At 38.8% G+C, this 20335-nt stretch carries 18 protein-coding genes and 2 tRNA genes; 2 read left to right on the top strand and 18 right to left on the bottom strand.

The features are described 5' to 3' along the window. Nucleotides 1–175: 175 nt before the first annotated feature. Complete coding sequence (locus tag U5O15_04110) at nucleotides 176–1993, top strand: LysM peptidoglycan-binding domain-containing protein (protein MDZ7859842.1); 1818 nt, start codon at nucleotides 176–178, stop codon at nucleotides 1991–1993. On the opposite strand, the gene U5O15_04105 is transcribed toward U5O15_04110, so the two are convergent. The 13 genes from U5O15_04105 to U5O15_04045 form a co-directional block, all read right to left on the bottom strand. Beyond that, the gene (locus U5O15_04105; GenBank protein ID MDZ7859841.1) at nucleotides 1948–3216 is read right to left on the bottom strand and encodes a glucose-1-phosphate adenylyltransferase family protein; all 1269 of its coding nucleotides are present in this window, start codon (nucleotides 3214–3216) and stop codon (nucleotides 1948–1950) included. The genes U5O15_04110 and U5O15_04105 overlap by 46 nt on opposite strands. Continuing rightward, nucleotides 3213–4388 carry a glucose-1-phosphate adenylyltransferase subunit GlgD gene (gene glgD / locus U5O15_04100; protein ID MDZ7859840.1) on the bottom strand — a complete coding sequence of 392 codons (1176 nt, stop codon included), beginning with the start codon at nucleotides 4386–4388 and terminating at the stop codon, nucleotides 3213–3215. The genes U5O15_04105 and glgD overlap by 4 nt, the downstream gene beginning before the upstream one ends. A 46-nt stretch (nucleotides 4389–4434) precedes the next feature. Beyond that, the gene (locus U5O15_04095) at nucleotides 4435–5493 is read right to left on the bottom strand and encodes a hypothetical protein (GenBank protein ID MDZ7859839.1); all 1059 of its coding nucleotides are present in this window, start codon (nucleotides 5491–5493) and stop codon (nucleotides 4435–4437) included. 329 nt (nucleotides 5494–5822) lie between these two features. Further along, the gene (locus U5O15_04090) at nucleotides 5823–7307 is read right to left on the bottom strand and encodes a sigma-54 dependent transcriptional regulator (GenBank protein MDZ7859838.1); all 1485 of its coding nucleotides are present in this window, start codon (nucleotides 7305–7307) and stop codon (nucleotides 5823–5825) included. A gap of 114 nt (nucleotides 7308–7421) precedes the next feature. Beyond that, nucleotides 7422–8783 carry a sigma-54 dependent transcriptional regulator gene (locus U5O15_04085; protein MDZ7859837.1) on the bottom strand — a complete coding sequence of 454 codons (1362 nt, stop codon included), beginning with the start codon at nucleotides 8781–8783 and terminating at the stop codon, nucleotides 7422–7424. 35 nt (nucleotides 8784–8818) lie between these two features. Beyond that, complete coding sequence (locus U5O15_04080; GenBank protein ID MDZ7859836.1) at nucleotides 8819–10873, bottom strand: response regulator; 2055 nt, start codon at nucleotides 10871–10873, stop codon at nucleotides 8819–8821. 263 nt (nucleotides 10874–11136) lie between these two features. Beyond that, nucleotides 11137–11499, bottom strand: a complete 363-nt coding sequence (locus tag U5O15_04075; protein MDZ7859835.1) for a PilZ domain-containing protein — start codon at nucleotides 11497–11499, stop codon at nucleotides 11137–11139. A gap of 323 nt (nucleotides 11500–11822) precedes the next feature. Continuing rightward, nucleotides 11823–12110, bottom strand: a complete 288-nt coding sequence (locus U5O15_04070) for an HU family DNA-binding protein (GenBank protein MDZ7859834.1) — start codon at nucleotides 12108–12110, stop codon at nucleotides 11823–11825. Between the two features lie 605 nt (nucleotides 12111–12715). Beyond that, a complete protein-coding gene (locus tag U5O15_04065; GenBank protein MDZ7859833.1) occupies nucleotides 12716–13516 on the bottom strand; it encodes a dihydropteroate synthase in 801 nt (266 codons plus the stop codon). Between the two features lie 67 nt (nucleotides 13517–13583). Next, a complete protein-coding gene (locus tag U5O15_04060; GenBank protein MDZ7859832.1) occupies nucleotides 13584–14981 on the bottom strand; it encodes a putative sugar nucleotidyl transferase in 1398 nt (465 codons plus the stop codon). 62 nt (nucleotides 14982–15043) lie between these two features. Then, nucleotides 15044–15119, bottom strand: a tRNA-Ala gene (locus U5O15_04055). A 243-nt stretch (nucleotides 15120–15362) separates the two neighbouring features. Continuing rightward, nucleotides 15363–15758 (bottom strand): response regulator, encoded by a 396-nt coding sequence (locus U5O15_04050; protein MDZ7859831.1) that lies wholly within the window; start codon nucleotides 15756–15758, stop codon nucleotides 15363–15365. 150 nt (nucleotides 15759–15908) lie between these two features. Further along, nucleotides 15909–16070 (bottom strand): hypothetical protein, encoded by a 162-nt coding sequence (locus U5O15_04045; GenBank protein ID MDZ7859830.1) that lies wholly within the window; start codon nucleotides 16068–16070, stop codon nucleotides 15909–15911. Between the two features lie 121 nt (nucleotides 16071–16191). Here U5O15_04045 and U5O15_04040 point away from each other — a divergent pair. Then, nucleotides 16192–16279 (top strand) — tRNA-Leu (locus U5O15_04040). A 117-nt stretch (nucleotides 16280–16396) separates the two neighbouring features. Here the strand turns inward: U5O15_04040 and U5O15_04035 are convergent. From U5O15_04035 to U5O15_04015, 5 genes are all read right to left on the bottom strand, one after another. After that, nucleotides 16397–16558 carry a hypothetical protein gene (locus U5O15_04035; protein ID MDZ7859829.1) on the bottom strand — a complete coding sequence of 54 codons (162 nt, stop codon included), beginning with the start codon at nucleotides 16556–16558 and terminating at the stop codon, nucleotides 16397–16399. 114 nt (nucleotides 16559–16672) lie between these two features. Further along, nucleotides 16673–17716: an LPP20 family lipoprotein gene (locus U5O15_04030; protein MDZ7859828.1), complete on the bottom strand. Its 1044-nt coding sequence runs from the start codon at nucleotides 17714–17716 to the stop codon at nucleotides 16673–16675. Next, nucleotides 17700–19034: a hypothetical protein gene (locus U5O15_04025; GenBank protein MDZ7859827.1), complete on the bottom strand. Its 1335-nt coding sequence runs from the start codon at nucleotides 19032–19034 to the stop codon at nucleotides 17700–17702. Before U5O15_04025 ends, U5O15_04030 begins: the two co-directional genes overlap by 17 nt. Nucleotides 19035–19066: 32 nt before the next feature. Continuing rightward, nucleotides 19067–19675, bottom strand: a complete 609-nt coding sequence (locus U5O15_04020) for a penicillin-binding protein activator LpoB (protein ID MDZ7859826.1) — start codon at nucleotides 19673–19675, stop codon at nucleotides 19067–19069. A gap of 18 nt (nucleotides 19676–19693) precedes the next feature. After that, the gene (locus tag U5O15_04015; GenBank protein ID MDZ7859825.1) at nucleotides 19694–20254 is read right to left on the bottom strand and encodes an LPP20 family lipoprotein; all 561 of its coding nucleotides are present in this window, start codon (nucleotides 20252–20254) and stop codon (nucleotides 19694–19696) included. Between the last annotated feature and the right edge of the window lie 81 nt (nucleotides 20255–20335).

Below are 20335 nucleotides of genomic sequence, written 5' to 3'. Positions count from 1 at the left end.
ATAGTTCCTTACATACAAGTATACACTAAACAGAAAATATTTTCTACCCGATAGTAAGTAATTATTTATAAAACAGAATTTTACTACATATAAAAGAATGAGTTAGGTATTATTCGAAAATCTTGATATATAGAGTCAAATAAACTATATTTATCCCTAAAAGTGAGTTAACTTTATGAAACACAGATATTTAATTTTACTAATTATAACGACGGTATTTGCCGCCCAGGGTTGTTTCTTCCCCTTTGCCAAAAAGGGTATTGACAGGAAATATCGTTCTGAAAGTGTTTATTTAATATTTCCACATCTTATCCAGTACAGGAATGCTCACGACAGGGCAACATACTTCTATTACCTCGGAGATCTGAAGACTACCGTTTCATCCTGCGACTCATTGCTGAAAAATATTTCTGAATTAATAAACACAAACCCTTCAAAATCGATCTGTCTTTATCTTGATTCACTTAAGGAAGAAACTCTCGCGTTAAGACATAGGGCTATTGATGAAATTAATGAAAGAGGATGGGAAACTCACGTTAATGCCCTTCTTGATTCTATTGCCAGAAATCATGTCGTAGAAGAAAAAATAGAAATAGTTTACAACTGGAGAACAAAACACTGGCTTGATCATTTCCAGAGTAAAGGGCGAAGAACTTTTCAGAGATGGCTTGAACGAGTAGCAAAATACAGAGATATTATCGAACCTATTCTGGTGGAAAATAACATAAGCCGTGATTTTCTCTATTTGGCTGTAATAGAAAGCGGACTGAACCCCAGGGCTCGTTCATATGCTAAAGCGGTTGGTCCCTGGCAATTTCTGGCCGGTACTGGAAGAACGTTTAACCTTCGCATCAACTGGTGGATCGATGAACGGAGAGATATAATCGCTTCTACCTACGCGGCGGCTCACTATCTAAAACATTTGCATAATCTTTTTGGTGATTGGCAATTAGCTCTGGCGGCTTATAATAGCGGTCAATATCGCGTGGCATACGCTATTTCACGACAGCAAACCAGAAACTACTGGCGTTTAAGGCTGCCCGACCAAACTCGATGGTTTGTCCCAAAGTTCATGGCGGCTCTTACTATCGGAAGATCACCCGAAAAGTACGGATTCAAGAAGCCGACAGAATCACCCCTGAAATTCGATCTTATTGAAGTAAAGAAATCCACAGACTTGAGACTTATCGCGAAAGCTGCTAACTGCACATTCACTCACATGAAGAAACTTAATCCGGCACTCAAAAGATGGGCTACTCCTCCAAACATGTCAATCAGATTAAAGGTTCCCGAAGGAAAGGGATTAAAGGTATTAAAAATACTGTCCGGCATTGACCCTTCCCAGCGAGTTTCCTGGCACAGGCATGTGATAAAGAGTGGAGAAACTATATCAACAATAGCTTCACTATATGATATTTCGCAGTCGGAATTAATTCGTATAAATAAGATTCGAACTCCACGGTTAATCCGCGCCGGACAGACACTTATGGTTCCCGTAAAAGAAGTAGAAAACAATTTGATTGCTGGAACACATTCTCCTTATCTTGAAGCGCCTAATTTGCCGGACAAAATCAGAATTAAAAAGAAAAGAGTTCCCTCGAATCACAAGAAAATAATATATAAAGTTAAACAAGGTGATAACTTGAGTGAAATTGCCGAAATCTTCGAAACTGATCTTAAAGACCTTAGGTTATGGAATAACCTCGAATACTCTTCTCTTATCAAACCGGGCAGGGAATTGTCGATTTTCGTCCCTCCCGGCTTTATCCCCGTGGAAGGTAATGCCAAGAAAACAAAAATGATTTATATAGTAAAAGAAGGAGATACATTAAGCTCTATTTCAAGCAAATACGGTACTTCTATCGCTGATATTCTGAAATGGAATACAAATATAAAAAAGAACAAACTCTATCCCGGAAACCGGCTGACTATTTTTGTCGATCCTGTTCAGGGTTCTTCTCTCTCCGAAACAAAAAAATTACCATCGGGGTAATCCCTCTTATCAATCATTGCTTCTCTTGGTGACCCGGTTAAAAGACAATTGGTGCCTACACTGATACCCGCGGGTATTATGGTTCTTCTACCTATCAGTGTAATCCCGGAATCAAGGTATGATGGTTGAAGAATGTTAACAATATTTTTATCCCCATAACCTATTGATGTTTCTTCCCCAACTTCAGAACCTTTGTCTATAATAGTATTCTTTATTCTAGCTCCCGCTCCAATCCGGCACCTGTGGAAAATAATCGAGTTCTCTACAACCGCGCCTTCCTCGATCTCAACTCCCGGTGATAAAATAGAGGAAGAAACATCACCTCTTATAAAGCATCCCCCGCATATCATGGAATTCCTTACAGAAACACCTTTCCCGATGGCCATTGGCGGGTTGTCGTCGGGAACTGTCAGGATACTTGAATTACTGTAGAAATCAAACCCGAAGCGGGGATCAAGCAAACCCTGGCTGGCTCTGAAGTAGCTCTTTATTGTTCCTATATCCAGCCAATATCCCTTGAATCTATACGCGGACAACTGTTTATTCGAAGTTAGGTATGGAATAATGTGTTTGCCGAAATCCAGGTTCTCATATTTCTTTTTCAACCTTTTGAGGATAGATATCAGGAATTTTCTCTTAAAAATATATATTCCCATTGAAGCAAGATTACTGTCGCTTCTCTCCGGTTTTTCCTCAAACATCTCAATATTTCCATCTGAATCGACAGTCGCTATACCACATTGGTTTATTAGTTCATCTGGAACGTCAACAACTCCCATTGTGGCATTTGCCCCGGATTCTAAGTGAAATTCCAGAAACTTGCCGTAATCTTCCCTGTAGACATGATCACCCGAGAGAATAAGGACATTTTCACGCTCGAGTTCTTCCAAGACGTGGATATTCTGATAAATCGCGTCAGCTGTCCCTTTATACCAGTCAGCTCCCTTATAACCCAACCGGGGATGAAGGAGCGCGAGCCCCCCCTCTCTTCTGTCAAGGTCCCAGGGTTTCCCTATTCCAAGATGCCGCACAAGTGAACGTGAAATATACTGAGTAAGGACAAAAACACGTGATATCCCGGATCTTACGCAATTTGTCAATGTAAAATCAATTATTCTGTAAGCTCCAGCGAACGGAACAGCCGGTTTTGCTCTGTATCTTGTTAGAGCACTTAATCTCTGACCCTTTCCGCCAGCCAGTATAAAAGCAACTAAATCAATCAAACCAAATCCTCCGAAACTATACTCTCAGGTTCAACCATAGTTCCTTTTCCGATTTTTGTATTCTTCTTTATCTTACTTCCCTTACCTATAGTTGTTATAAATCCACCGGAAGAATCGTCAGTATCAACTCCGATAATCACATCTTCTTCTACCTTAACCATTTTATCAATTACCGCACTTTTTATTACAGCATTTCTATTTATCTTTGAGAAAGGCAGTATGATGCTATCTTCAATGGATACTCCTTCAGATATATATACTCCCGGAAAAATGATGGAATTTTCAACATTACCGCTAATAGTGCAACCACTTCCTAAAATCGAATTGGTAACATTGCTTTCTGAAAGAAATCTTGAAGGAGCCAGCTCCTTGTTCCTTGTAAACATCGGCAAATCCTTATCCAGCAGAAAGGAACGGTCCTCCAACAAACCCATTGATGTTCTATAATAAACTGACAGTGAACCTACATCCTGCCAGAATGATTTAAATTCATATCCCCCCACCATTCTATCCTCTATTTGGGGCATCAACAAATCAAAAACCAAATCTCTCGGCTTATTATACAACGATTTGATCAGATACTCTCTGTTGAAAAGATATATCCCCATAAAGGCATACTTGTAGTTTGACGAACGGGGTTTCTCCACAAAACCGGTGATCACTCTGGAATCGTTAACACTTAACATTCCAAGGGATTGATTCATTGACGGATCTATCTCTTTAAAAGCAATTGTGACCGGCTTGGAAGATTCTATATGCTGATTTATAATATTCTGATAATTCATAGTATATACTTGATCCCCGGATAATATCAGTACATAATCCGCGTCTGAATCGCTTATTAGGTCCAAGTTCTGCAGAAGCGCGTCTGCTGTCCCCTTGTACCATTGAGCTATTTCCCCGTTATAGGAGGGTTGCAGAATATATACTCCACCGGTTTTACGGTCCAAATCCCAAGGTTTTCCCATTCCGATATGATTGATTAATGATTTTGGGTTGTATTGAGCAAGAACAAAGATATCCTTGACCCCGGAATTCGCGCAATTACTCAGACAAAAATCTATTAAACGGTATCTTCCCCCAAACGGTATCGCCGTTTTCGCCCTATGTCTCGTAAGAACACCGAGTTCTTTTCCTGAACCACCGGCTAGAATAAAAGAAATTACTTTCACTCAGCCTCCCTGTATATAAAGCAAAAAAGCCTGTAAAAAAAGATTGTCAGAAAGATACTGACATCGACATTCTGTGAGTAGTATCAAAAACATCGTGAACCAGCAAAGCGTAATCAAATCCTAATGATACTCCCCAGTTGCCGAAATCTTCAAGAAGAAAACCCGCGCCGGCAGTTGGCCTCCCCATGTCTAATCCTCCCCTGAGAGCGACAAGTTCTCTGATGAACAATTCGGCTCCGATGTGAAAATCAAGGCTTGCTCTACCCAGCCAGAATTGAGCCCCCTGTCTTCTGTTTGAAAACCTGAAATCTCCATCAGCCGCGAGAATTAGTACGCTGTTCATATTTTCAATGCGAATTGGGTAACCAAGTCCGATTTTGAGCGCGGGATATATATATTCTTTTTTACCCGTACTCCAGCTGATGAAAGTACCTGTGGCGTCCTGAAGTTTCATTCCCAGAATTAATTCTCTCCAAATATCTTTCTTAAGCAATGCCAGATCCACGCCAATACCAAGGCTTGAATAACCCGCTACCTGATCATTCCTTATAAACTTCACCGTGGCCCCAACTGAAGCAAAGTCTGTTTTCTGACCGTAAGAAAAGAACAGAGCGTAATCATTCGCACTCTCAAAAGGGTAATCTCTGTAATCAAAATTAAGAACTTCACCATCCCAGGGTTCATATATATCATCCCCGTCAGAATTTTCTATCATATCTGAATTCATCGGTATCACCCTTATATCCGGAACTCCTAGATGAATAAAGGTTATGCCCCACCCCGATCTTCCATCCTCAACTGAACTCACCGCGGAAAGATAATTATAATCCAGCAGATTCCCGAATCTTTCTGAATGCATAAGTGTTATCCCTGTATTTTCCGTACTTCGTTCAGATTTTGATGTAAAAGTTGAAAAATACGGTATGCCGGCAGCATTCCAGTAAGGAGCAGTTGCGTCATCCGCTATAGAAGTAAACGCGCCGCCCATAGCCATGGCTCTAGCGCCTCCCCCGAGCGCCATAAATTCCCCCGCGTAATTTTCAGCGTACAAATTACCGGAAATAAAAAACATGAATATACAGATTGCCGATATTCTGATCTTCATTCATTTCTCCATTTTCCAGGGGTAATGATATAACTAACTAGTTTTTGGAATACTCCATCCAATTACAATTATAACAGATGATTATCAGCATTACAAATATTCTGTTGCCGGCATAAATAATATTTGCCAATTAAGATCTAAAGATTAGTTTGCGGTAAATAGATATTGTCAATATATAATGACTTCTATCAATATCACAATTATCAGGACTTTTCCCAATTTGGACAGCTTCCAGTTGATTGAATATAGATCTTACAAACTGAGCATAATCTATGTATATGATGAGGTTGATATATTAATAATCATGAATATGCTCGCGGAATATCAAGTCAATCAATATCATACTCTTTGAGCCTGCGGTAAAGAGTTCTTTCAGACATCCCGAGCTGTTGCGCCGTTTTTCTTCTATTTCCGTTATTAACTAAAAGGGCTTCTCTGATAGCCTCTTTCTCTATACTGCTTAGATCTTTGAACTTTTCCTCCATATTGTCAGTAACTTCAATCCATCTACCGGTACCGAGATTTGTTTTTTCCTCTTTTTCGTTGAGCAGTCTTAAGATTTCTCTTACATCCCTGTGAATTGAAAGAAGAGAATTAATGATAAGATCTTTTTCCATTTCTTCTCTTGATTTCTTGACATGAACCGGCAAATCGGGAAAGGCTTGCTGTTGACGCTCCTCGTCCAGTCTATTCTGAATATCAAAGGCTTTTATAAAACTCGAAGAACTCATAACAACAAGGTTATCAATTACATTCATGAGTTCTCTGACATTTCCGGGCCACGGATATTGAGAAAGCAACCTGAGACCCTCTTTCTCAATACCTCTTATTTTCTTATTGTGTTTTTTTGATGATTCAGTCAGAAAGGCATTAACAAAAAGCGGGATATCTTCTTTCCTCATTCTCAGAGGAGGAACCTCAATGTGGATTACCTGTAACCTGTAATATAGATCTCTTCTGAAATTGCCGCTCTCAACTTCTCTGGCAAGATCTTTATTAGTAGCGGCAATTATTCTTACATCCGAATGGACCTTTTCCATGCCTCCAACTCGCATAAAAGTTCCTGTTTCCAGAACTCTTAAGAGTTTTACCTGCATCCCGAGGGGCATTTCTCCTACTTCATCCAGAAATATTGTACCTTCATTGGCTCTCTCAAAGAGCCCCTGCCTGTGTGCAACAGCTCCCGTAAAAGCCCCCTTTTCATGTCCGAACAATTCACTTTCGAGCACCCCTTCCGCGAAAGCGCCACAATTTACTTCTTCGAAACTTTTTTCCGCTCTACGGCTTAGATTGTGTATCGTTCTCGCCATCACTTCTTTGCCTGTACCACTCTCACCTTCTACCAGGACCGAGACCTCAGTGGGCGCAACATTTATAATTTTATCTAATATTTTATTGACGCTTTCAGATCTGCCAATAATATTCTGGCTGCTCTTAATACTCCTAAGATTAATAATCCTGTTCATCCTGGATATGATATCTTCTTTATTCATTTCCGGAGTGATATGAAGATCTATTCCTTCAAGATACTCATCATGAATTACATCCTCAGGTTCATCCTTGCCGAAGACCACCACATCATATGAAATAAATCTCTTTTGGAAACGCTTTACTATTGGCAAATAGCTTGAGAATTTACCAAACTGATCAATTACAAGAACAATACCGCCGTCTGGTTCTTCTTTTGCCAAAATCTCAGATATATTTCTAAATTCACAGCAGGGCATACTCTGGTAACTCGATCGCTCTTCCAGATATTTTTTAAATTCAGTTCTTTCTGTGAGAACCCATATTTCCGGTTTCTTCAAATTCATAACTCCTTAACTTAGCCAGTAATTTGCCTGTCTGTCAACAAATTACACCCTTGAAAGAACTGCAAAATCGGCCATAAAGGATCTTTTCAAAATTGAACAACGAGTAGTGAAATATTACACTTTATATAACTTTACCTTATCCCTGAGGGTCTGACGGCTGATTCCCAATATTCTCGAAGATTCTGATTTATTCCCATTTGTCTTCTTCAATGTTTCAGCAATCAGCAGTTTTTCCATTTCCTTCATACTCATGGGATAAAGCTGATCTATGTTCATACTGCTTTTGTCAATTTTTTCCGCGTTGGGGTTTTGTATTTCAAAAGGAAGATGCTCTATCATTATTTCAGATTCAGCGTCAAGCAAAACGGCGCGTTCAATTATATTTTTCAATTCTCTCACATTACCCGGCCATGAGTATTTCCGTAGCAGTTTCGTGACTTCCTTACCGACCGGCTTTATCTTCTTTTTGAATTCCTTATTGAACATAGTTATAAAATGGTTCGCGAGAAGTGGTATATCCTCAGTTCTATCACGCAACGGAGGCAATTGGATGGGTATAACCTGAAGACGGTAATAGAGGTCATTCCTAAAATTACCTTTGCTTATCTCCTCTTTTAAATCTCGATTTGTGGCAGAAATTATCCTAGTGTTTACCTTAAGGTCTTTAACTCCGCCCACTCTCCGGAAGGTCTTATTTTCAATTACCCTTAGTAATCTAGTCTGGAGGGTCACACCCATTTCCCCTATTTCATCGAGGAAAATCGTTCCTCCTTCCGCGAGTTCGAACAACCCCTTTTTCCTGCGTTTAGCATCTGTAAAAGCGCCTTTTTCATGCCCGAACAATTCACTCTCAAGAAGTGTTTCCGGCAAAGCCGCGCAGTTTATTTCCATAAAAGCCTTATCTTTTCCAGCGCCGCTCTCATGAATTGCTCTAGCTACAAGCTCTTTTCCAGTGCCGCTTTCCCCCTGAATCAGTATAGTACTCGCTTTGCTCTCACCGATTTTTTTTACCCTTTCAAAAACCTGGATCATAAGGTCACTCTCACCCACGAAGTTCTCGAAATTGTAGGATTCTCTGTTCTTTTCCCTGATCCCATTGAGCTCATTCTTAAGATTGTACTTGTCTAAGGCATTCTTAATAGTAATCTTCATTTTTTCGAGCTGAAAAGGTTTTAAGAGAAAATCATACGCGCCGCATCTTATAGCTTCAACGGCAGTTTCTATCTCACCATAAGCTGTCATCATAATAACGGGGATCCGCTCGTCTATTTTCTTTATTTTCTTTAGTACTTCTATGCCATTTATGTCAGGCAGCTTGAGATCCAAAATCACAATATCGGCGGGATCCGCGCTGAACCCCTCCAAGGCCTTTTTCCCGTTTTCAGCTTCTTCAGTCTCGTATCCTTCATTCTTGAGCGCCTCTCCCAAAGACCATCTTATAGCTTGTTCGTCATCGACAATTATTACTTTCTTCAATATAATTCACCTCTTAATTCATCTTGGTTGCCAATTTATTTATCTGTAATTTTACTTTTTCTAGGTAATTCAAGAGTAAATGTCGTGCCTCTGTCATTATTATTTCTATAATAAATAGTTCCCTTGTGATTTTCGATGATTTTCTTCGAAATAGGTAACCCAAGTCCGGAACCATCTGAATGAGTTGTAAAAAAGGGATTGTAAATTTTATCAGCTGTTTTCTTATCGATCCCTTCTCCGTTATCTTTAAAGTCAATCCTCAGAAAACCGGATTTACTGGAACTTCTTATCTCTACATTCAGTTCCCCCCCGGCTTCACAAGCCTGAATTGCATTGCTTGATAAATTCAATACTACCTGTTTTATCTGATCTTTATCTACTATACATATGTCATCTTTTATGCTCTTTTCAATTTTTAAATTAACACCATATTTATCCGCCTTTTTCTTTAAAAGAACTATACTGCTTCGCACAATCTTCTCGAGGGATATTTTAACGAGTTTGAGCTCAGACGGACGTGAATAATCAAGTAAATTCTTGATAATATTATCGAGCCTGTTAATTTCTCCCAGGATAACATCCAGATATTTCTTCTTCTCCTTGTCCCCCTTTAGCTTATCATTGAGAAGCTGAGCGGTAGTAGCTATCCCCGTAAGTGGATTTCTTATCTCGTGCGCGACACCGGCTGATAGTTCTCCAAGAGATCTTAGGCGGTCGGCTTTTCTTAATTCTCTCTCTATCGCTTTTCGCTCGGAGAGGTCTTCAAAAACAGTAACAAGGCTTTTGCCACTAAAATCGTCTGTTTCAACCAGTGTCGTTTCTACTTTCACGGGGATTTCTTTACCGCTGTCGATTTTCAAAGTATCTTCAAAAGAAAAGTTCTCTTTACCACTTGCGACTAATTCCATAAAGAGGTCTTTATTCTTACCATCATACTTAAATAAATCATTGAAATATATTTTACTCGAAGCATCTTCGCCGATTATCTTTCTGGCACTTCTATTAAGAAAGATTACCTTTCCCTGCTTATCCGTTTTTAATACTCCGCTGTTAATATTTTCCAGGATTGTTTTATTGAAATCTTTTAATTTTCTCAGTCTGCTGATATTAACAGCGTTAGCTACTTCTTCTGTAAATATAGTCTGCATTGTATTTATAAAGTGATAGTCATTGAGATAATCTATTCTTGTAACATACTTCTTCCTCAAAATAAGAAACCCCAGCCATCTGCCCTTGAAAAGAAGCGGAATTACAGTGTTTTCCCACGCCTTTTCCGCCCCAAGACATGTATCTATTCTTTTATCGCAAGACTCCAAGCAGAAAATTTCCTGCTGCAGCAGATCCATTTCCTGAGCTTTTAACAATTTGCGTAACGCTGTATCGAGAAATTTATCAGTTACTTGATAGTATGCTCTTGGTTTAAGCGAAGTCCCTTCATTGCTGAAAAGCAATAGTCCAGCCCCGTCCGCCTGCAGATAGTTGCACAATGCCATAAGGAATCTATCAAGGGCGTCATCCCAATTCTCATTAGAACTGATATCTCTGCCCAGATGGTAGAGCATCTTCAACCTTGTAACATGTCTCTTCAATGATTCGTTCGCCTGAGCCAATTGTTCATTAGTAGTCAGCACTTTACGATTAAGCCGGCTTCTGCTGTCTTCAAGTTCCCTGTTGGCTTTTTGAAGCTTGTTAATTATCATAGCGTTTTCTCTGATTAAAAGATTATTGTTGCAGGCCGCTTCAACAGCTTCTCCTATCCTTAAAATATCAAATGGTTTCTGAATGTAATCAAAGACATTTAACCTTAGAGCTGAAATCGTCGATTCTACAGAAGCAAACGCGGTCATAATTATACATTTCATATTGGGATATATTTTATTGAATTCTTCCACAAGGTCCAAGCCGGAGCAATCCGGCAGTTTAAGATCAATCAGGGCCACATCACATTTTATATCTTTAAGAATTGCATGCGCTTTACGCCCGTTAGACACTTTGAAAACATCATATTTCTTCTCCGACAAATAATCTTCGAGTATGCTCAAGATAGATTCTTCATCGTCAATAACAATTATAGAAGCCTTGGAATTCAAGATTTATTCCTCTGTGAAAATAAGCATGACCTTGCAGGCCCTTACCTTTTAATACAGCGAATTATAAACATATACCCCTGAGGACTGCAACAAGAAAGAATTCTCTGATTCTATTAAAAAACAGCTTCTATCAGTCGTTCTTTCATAAATTTCTATAAAAAGAAGATTACAAATGTCTGCCGGTATGATTATCAAATAAGTTTATAAAATCAGATATGTGGAATCTGAATTTATTTAAGATCTTATGTGTGGAAAATAATATCTCAGAGTAAATTGTTTATGTATTCTGATAAAGCCTTTTTTGATCTCTTAGAGAGAAAAGTTATAAACACGGCAACCCTGTATTCATTACAATCTGAATCTTCTTTCGGCGGTTCAGTTCTTACAACAACCCCATCGAATTCAATTTGGCTGGTATCAGGGCTATTATCCCCTCTGCCGTCTTCAGGCAGTATAAATCCCATCTTGACTTTTTTAAGAGGTTCAATAAAAACTTCCGAAGAAAAATATACACCTTTCATGCTAAGGTTGATCGTCTTCCCATAGTGTTCTGTTTCACGGCCCGATAAAACAATGGGGATTTGGGATTCTACTCTTACTGACTTTCTTCTTTCTTTAATATTCATTTAATACCACTTATAGGAGAATATTATAAAACTCCTTAAAAACAGTTCCCGTTAGAATCAGACGGGACGGAGAGAACCGGCTGTGCATTAAAAAATACCAGCCTCCCACAGATTGTCATTTCAGATCATTTTTTCTTCTTGTGTCTATTTTTATGTAATCTCTTTTTTCTTTTATGTTTTGCGATCTTTTTTCTCTTCTTCTTCTTTCCACTCGGCATATTTCTCACCCTCTCATTTAATACAAATTTGACTTTGTATCGAAATATACACTCCCAGTTAATATATGCAACCGCATTTTACTAAAAACGGAATATGAGATTATGTCAACTAATAGAGTTGACCTTTTTCTTTAAAGCTTTTGATACTTTGAAATACGGTACAAGTTTTGCCGGAACGTCAACCGTTTCGCCGGTTCTCGGATTTCTTGCTTTTCTCTGCTTTCTCATTTTCACTTTAAAGCTTCCAAACCCTCTTAATTCAATCTTGTCACCTTCAGAAAGTGCTTTTTTGATATTTTCGATTATAAGATCAACAACTACAAAAGCCTCTTTCTTATTGAGATCTGTACTCTCTGTTATTTCTTCAACTATATCCGCTTTGGTCATTCTCATTCACCCCCATTATTAACTGTAAACATTGATCATATATTTCAACTATTCATTCAATAGATTAAATCACAGTAAGGCATTTGTTGTCAAAAGATAAATTAAATAATTTCGTGAATAGCAAGAGGTATAATGCCCTTTTCATTCTCTAAGAAATTTATATTTTATAGCTATTTTTGTATGGTTCCCAACCCCCGTATCAGGGTCTGAATAATATTACTTGTTAGTGTACTAAGATTTATGTTAGAATTAGATGTGGGTTGAGGAAAATGAGTTCCCCGCATGAAACGTGTACCATTGGATGTAGTAACTTGTGGATTGAGAAACACATCAATGATAACCCACGAAACTACAGGGAACTTTCCGCGTGCTGACAGTTATTTAATCAAGACTCGTGCCACATTCAAATCTAAACCAAGTCACCCTATAATCCCCTATTTAACAATATGTTACGGTCAGCGTAAATAAATAAACACATTCCTAACAGTGAAAATATTCGCAATATACTAATGGATTTGCAATTAAACTCTTATCTCTTGATTTAAAGATAATGGCGGGAATTATTGAATCTCTTACGGTTGAATCAAAAAAACGTAAACTCAGGGTTGGAATTATTTATTGATACTTCTGTAATATGCCAAGAAATCTCTGCATCCGGGGTCAGCACCCGCGATAGCTTCCGCCGCCCTGATTGTTTCTAATAATTTTCTGTCAGTTGGATCACATATTACGGCGTTCATTCCCCTTGCAATTGCCATAGAGAGAAAAGTTCTATTGAGCAGCTTCCTGAGAGGTAACCCAAAAGATATATTAGACAACCCCCCCAAACGTTGGTACGCCGGGTAGGATTCTTTAAGCTCCGCGAAAGAATCCAGAACTAATTTCCCTCCGTTCATGTCTGTTCCAATTGTTGTAATAATAGGATCCAGATAAACATCTTCGGGGGGAATACCGGCTTCTTCTATCAAATTGACAGCTCTGCCGGCAAGTTTTAAACGCCCCTTTGAGTCCTTGGGAATTCCACTTCTATTTTTTAAAATAATAACAACCCCGGATTGATATTCTGATATAATTGACAGCATTCGCTTAAGAACTTCCGTGTCGGCCGGGAGGGAATTTGCTATAACCCTATTCCCAAACTCTTTAATACATCTTTCGAGAACACCTGAATCGGGACTGTCAATTGATATTTTAACATTAAACTTCTCTATCAATAAATGAACAGCCCACAGCATCGAATTCAATTCATCTTCCATCAAAAGAGCTGTATTAATATCAATAACTGAAGCGCCCGCTGATATCTGTTCTTCAGCCATCTCAAAAAGGGTTTTACTGTCCTTTTGAATCAGCATTTTTTTCACATTACTATTGCTGCTTATTATTTTCTCACCGAACAAGGTTATCTTATTCATCGAAAATCCCCCGCACGAACAAAATTCAGATCAATTAAAATGGTGAAAAAGTTTCCTTAAAAACAGATTAAACCGTGTGACCGCTCTGTTTGCAGTGTCTGAAAACAGTTAGGAATAGTTCTTTCACAGCAGTAGTCATGGGCACATCTCTTCTATCCATCATTAATTCAGCTGTATCAATTGCTTTGTCCAGATCATATTCAATGAATTCCGGTTCAAATGCCCATGTGAAACTGGGAGTAAATTTAGGAGGAAAATTATTAGTAACTATATTTGAATTAAAACCGATGACTGTACCTGGGTTTATTTTTGTATTTATAGCAATTTTTGAATGGTCTCCAATGACAGTACCTAGAAATCTGCGGCCGGTTCCGAGTATTATACCGGAGTTCCAAGCATCTATCTTTGTATAATTGTTTCTGAGATCGCTGTTGCATGTTCCGGCACCAATATTAACCCATGAACCAATGTAAGAATGCCCGATAAAACCTTCATGCTGTTTATTTGAATATGAGGCAATTATGGTTTTTTCTATTTTGCCCCCGGCCTTACACTTAGTTCCAAGAGAACTTCCGGCGCTTATTCTCGCGCCTGCCCGGATAATAGACTTTTTGCCAATAAAGCAAGGTCCCTTTATTACAGCGTTAGGTTCTATACTAACATTATCATCGATCAATATAGGGCCGTCAGTAGCATCCAGAACAGTTCCGGATCTAACTTCAACCTCAGAACCAATCACAATATCATCATCATTGATCAATTTCACACCCTTGAATAATGCAGATTCAGGATCACTGCCTCGAAGAGGAATTTTAGAAAAATCATCATTAATACAATCAGAATTTAATCCTATCAGCTGCCAATGTCTGGAAATCAGTTTCTGATTTGTCTCTTGGACCTTTATTTTGTTTTTCACGGTCCATTCCCGTATTAATTCATCTGTCTTGCCATACTTTGCCCAATCAATAGTATCGAGTTTGCTTGAATTCTCGGAAATTTCCTTTATGTAACTATATTTTGCTTCTGTTTTACTGTCCGATACCATCTCATTTAGTAAATCCATAAAAGATTCAGCTTTCTTGTCAGCAAATCTGGCTACGACCGGAATACCGTTTTTTACAAGAAGATGGTCTTTCTTAACATTATTAAAGAGATCTATCATTTCAGTGCCAAAAGCCAGTATCCTCCCATTAACGAAAAATACATCACCCCCGGATAATTCATTTATACCCACATCATATTCCGTTTCTTCAAAGGATAAATGTTCTTTGAGTACATTAGAAAGATATTGCCTGCAGTGCAGATATACTCTTTCCGGATTCAACTCCTTAACTATTCTTGCTCTGAGTGTATCGGTACCCAGAAACAACTCAAAGACGGCTTTATTTAGTGAAAGGGGAAAAAGATCGGGATACTTGACATCCTCGAATATGCAAAGCGAAATAGGTTTTTGTTCCTTTACCATAATAAACCATACTGTAGAATCAAATTCGCCTTCTCTAAGTTCAATCAAGGCGGAATAAAAAATGGTGGAGTTGACGGGGCTCGAACCCGTGACCTCTTGTCTGCCAGACAAGCGCTCTCCCAGCTGAGCTACAACCCCCCACTTAGGTGATATTAGCAATTAAGTTGAACAGGTCAAGAATAAAATCGCCGACAATGTAAGAAACAAGCTGGTATTTATAATAATGAAAATAAGAAACACCATATTTTATTCTCTTACCTTGATTATTACAACACGTTATATTAATCCCGAAAATCCAAATAACCCTGTTTAATATAATATTAAGCTATTAGTTAACCCCCACTTTATATAATTCCTCTTGACACATCAGTTTCTTTATATTCAAGAATTCCTGCCCCTCAGCATCTCTCTTACTTTTTTTATGAGTATTGAGATTTCAAATGGTTTTGTAAGAAAATCATCAGCTCCGTACTCTATCATTCTTTTGATTTCTCCATAATGCCCCGAAATTAACATTATAAGGGGTTTCGCTTTATTAGAATCATCGCATATTTGAGATATTATCTGACATGTATTCTCACCGGGTATTAGAATATCAAGTATAACTATATCAGGCATGACATTTTCGCATAAAACAGGAGCTTCTGATCCCTTGTTCGTCGTAAAAATTTCCAGATTCATATCTGATGATTCAAGTCCTCTTCTAATTAGCCTGAGTATCTGCAGGTCGTCATCTACAACAAGAACCTTTCCGGTCGTTATTTCTTCATCATACATTCTAAATCGCCTTAATTCTCAAGATGAAACCAATATATTATATTAACATTACCGCATTTAATATTATAACAAAACTTGCCGTCAACCTGTCACATTAATTTGGACTTTCCCCAATTTTAACATTCCTTTGTATATCCGGCTATTGGTATTTCAAAACCCTCTCGGAAGACGAGCGGGCATGGATTCTTGATTTCCACAAGGAAATGGGGAAGAGCGGGCCCTAAGAGCGGGAGACGCTATTTCCTCGCAGGGGAAATAGACGGCGTTTTTGACAATACCAATAGCCGGATAGAAACTAAACATCAATTCCACTTATCAATATTGGTAATTACTCGATAGTTATGCCATTACTAAAATATCGCCCTGATTTTCGGGGAAACTCCAAATATACTTAGCTTGACACCGCACAAATTTTAGAATATTTTTTTTATATGCCGGAGTGGTGAAATTGGTAGACGCAGGGGACTCAAAATCCCCCGAAGCCTGGCTTCATGCGGGTTCAACTCCCGCCTCCGGCACCAATATTCCAATCTATTCACTCAATTATGATACTCTGCTGACGGAAATACAGCAATTATTAACTGTCTTGGAGTTTCCCCAATTTATTACATTCCTTTGTATATCCGGCTATTGGTATTTCAAAACCCTCTCGGAAGACGAGCGGGCATGGTTTTCCCATTTCCCCCAAGGAAATGGGAAAGAGCGAGTCTGAGAGCGGGAGACGCTATTTCCTCGCAGGGGAAATAGACGGCGTTTTTGATAATACCAATAGCCGGATAGAAACTAAATATCAATTCCACTTATCAATATGGGTAATCACTTGATAGTTATGCCGTTACTAAAATATTGCCATGATTTTTGGGGAATGTCCTGTTAACTGTCATATTGCCGTTTAAAAGTGAACGGAAGTTATTCTATTTTCCTCTGTTTACATACCCGTGAAGTTTCTGCTCGAACCTGGAGATTACATCCTCCGCGTAATCTTCCCTGAAATGATAAAGTATCCTTTCTCTTGCCATCTCGACAGACGGCTGTTGCTGCCTGTCCTGCATGCTGTAGCTTAAGATAATTTCTCCGCTTCTGCTGTCGGTGAAACTCAGATCAAATTTCCAGCTCAAAAGCACCCATCTTTTTCCACTCCCCGGCATCCTTCTTATTTTCATGTTCCCGTCTATCACAACATCAGAACTTTTCCCTCTTTGACCGGAAATATAATAACCCTCTCTCGTCAAGACATCACTTAAGATGCTGTTTATTTCTTCTGTCATATCACCTTTTACCCTCAGAGAAAAAACAAATTTGTTTAACAGAAAATCGTTGATCATTTTATCAACCTGAAGAGGATCCGGCCGGGGTTTATACTTGGAATAATTATCTGAAACCACCCGCAAGACGGCAAATGCGTTTCGTTGGAATTCTATTTCTCTTTCTAAATCGAACATATTTCCAAGTTTGATGACCTTAGACTCTTCTTTCTCAATAGCGGCCAAAAGCTTGGCCCCTCTCTTCTGAGATTCTTCGATTTTGCTTGAAAGAATGTCTGAATATTTATCTTTTCTCAAAGCCGCCAGGGAATAGTACATTTCTTTGGATTCATCATATCCGTGCTTTACGATAGAAGCGTTCTCCAGTACAGTTTCTGTCTCTACCCTGATCTTCTCTTCATAGCTGAAAGTCGACTTACTCTTTCGGTTTCCTGATTGCTGATATTCCCGTTTTGATAGTTCATCGCTTCGTACATGTAATTTGATAGATTTGGAAATATTCTGAAATGCTCTGTTATCTGCTTTTTCTTTGGTATCACCAATCCCCAACCCCGTCAAATACACTTTCTCCGGATAGTAGACATCTATTTTATCTACCCATTTAATATTATCAGCGTTAACACCTGAACAAGAACTGAAATATATTGTCAGCAGAATAAACGATAAAATCGGTATACTAAATAAACCTTTCAACGAAGACAAAATACTTTCTTTCATTTTCAACCACTATCCCTTTCCTTGTTATCTTTTCAAGACAGTCCCCGTATTTATCCCTGAGTTCAACTTCTAGATCATAACTCCCGGGGTTAACCTGAATTCTTCTAAAATAGATCCTGGACGGAAGTGTTCTCCAACATCTTATATCAGCGTGAGTCAACTCTTCAGCGACACCGTCAGTAACTGCTCCGACGAGCAAATTACCAAGTACATTTCCTGTATCAACTTTTTCTTTCATTTTATCAGAAGCTTTCTTTTTGGTAAAAGCCCTAAGCCAGGCCTTAATCAGAATTTGAGGCATCTTATCAGACATATTTTTTATAGCTATTTTTGAAATATTCTCAATGATCTGCGCATTTCTTACAATGCTCGCCGAATCATTTTCACACTTGACAGTCACATTCCCGACCGCGCTCCCCCTTTCAATAAGTTTCGGAATGAGAAGCTGAAATGTATGAGTTTTACCTTCTTTATCAGCACGCGAGAACTTAGTCTCGAATTCTTTCTTATATGGGCATAGCCCTGTCATAGCAAACACAATGATTTCACTATTTCCATTTTCTATCTTTATTGAATCGGCATTAAACCTTTTGCTGTAAGTTTTGAACTGCTCGCTAAATCCAAGACGCTCGGCCAAACGGAGTATATCAATTTCGATCTGCCCGGGTATTTTGAATTCAAACATCTTCTTATAATCGACATAGGCCTCATACGCCTTCTTATATGAAATATAAGCGTTGTTTATATCACCGCGGGTTTCATAAATGATTCCGCTGAGATATCTGCCCAGAGCATCATTCTTATATTTATTCTCCGATTCGTATTTCTGTGTAAGTAATTTCAGCTTCGAATTTATTATTCTTGCTTCCACACCCGCCTCTTCTATCATTCCAAGTTTAATATAATTAAAAGCCGTAAAAACATTTATCATAACATTCTCATAATCCTCACCATTATACGGAATTAAGTTCGGATTCATCAAACCGGCAGCTTCGTTTGAAACACTTTTAGTATATAATATTTCGGATAGTTTATTCGCCTCAGAGAAGTAATTGTTACTTTCAGCGAAATTATCCGAGTAGAAGTGAATGACTCCCGCGTTCAACAAATAAAGGAGTCTGTTTTTGGTACCGAAAACTTCGATATTAGATGAAAGTTCCTTTATAGCACTTGAGTAATCGCCGCGGGGAAGAAATGAGTCTACTTCCATCTCTTTCTCGAGTGTAGAGGCGCATCCAAGGAACACGAATGTTACAAATGAGAAAGCTATCAGATACTTGTAAAACAGCTTCATTTTATACTGCTGGCTGAACAAAATTAAGTTGTCTAAAACCTGTATTTATCCCTTTCTACAATCTTCTTGATTTTCTTCTGTCCCAACCAAACCTTTTCATTCGTTTCAATATCAATAAGTTCAAGATCAATCTGGTAAAATTTAGCCTTCTTGCCTTCTATTTGATCAGTAATGGAATTAATTGAACCGAATAACATAAAGTCAGCTCCTAATTCTCTTCCCATTTCTTTCATAGTTTCGGCAGAAGCGTTCATCGACTGATCGTATTTTTCATCCCTGAGTGCTTCTCTGATCTCCTTTTCAGCCACAAAAGAAACCTTACCGCTGTTAACTAATTCTCGCTCAAGGTCATTAACGAAAGTTTCCGTGGCGATATGCTCATCTGTTTTATTCCTTATGTAACCAACTATCACAACAGGCTTTTTCATATTTTCTGAAGTGAAATCACCAAGCCAGGGCCTCGAAAGACAATCAGGTATCATCTCTTCAGAAACCATTCTTGAATCGGTGTCGTTCCAGTCACCACTCAGGTCTGTAACAGTATCCGCTTCGGTTCTTGTAACATTAACCGATGGACCGCCACAGCCGAGAGAAAAAAGCATGACCATACACAGCATCAGATAGAATAATTTATACTTCATTCTTTCTCCTTTTTTTGATCAATCCCCCTTCTCTATTTGGACGTCGAGTCGTCCGAAAGCTTCCTCCGCATTACTCTTTACATATTCCTTCATCTTCAAATCGATTGTGTTGAGTTTTTCAAGATTTTTCTCGAATGTTTCAAAATCGAGTTTTGCCCTGACATAAACACTTCCGTCTTCATCCACGAACCTGTTTTCGACGACAACACCGCTGAGGGACTGGTCGATTAACGTTCTTTGAACATTAGTGATATCCTGCTCTTCACTGGAATTCAAATCACCCGAAAGGGTCGACGAAGCGTAATCTTCCATCATAGCTTCAACTTCCACTCTGAATACACGCGCAATACTTGATATAGCTCTGTTCTCTGCTGTCTTTATAGCAAGCGCTTTGTTCTTAACCCCTGAAACAATCCCAACGCCGTAAATAGTTTTCTCTGAATCAACCTGCTTCGGATTTAAGACCCAGTCCGGAAGATCACCGCTGTCTTTGCCCATAGTGCTTTTATCAGGCGCCTCTGAACCACACCCTACAAACAATATCGCAAAGCACATCAGAACAGATATAACGTTCTTCATATCAGCCTCCTTTTAAAGAGATGTGCCAGACCCCCATGCTACTCTGTTATAACACTTTCTAAAAACGCGCGTTACACTGGT

The sequence above is a fragment of the Candidatus Krumholzibacteriota bacterium genome, assembly GCA_034520215.1.
Taxonomy (GTDB): Bacteria; Krumholzibacteriota; Krumholzibacteriia; order Krumholzibacteriales; family WJIX01; genus JAGHBT01.
Note: the sequence above shows the minus strand (reverse complement) of the source record. Positions and strands in the feature narration are given on the sequence as shown.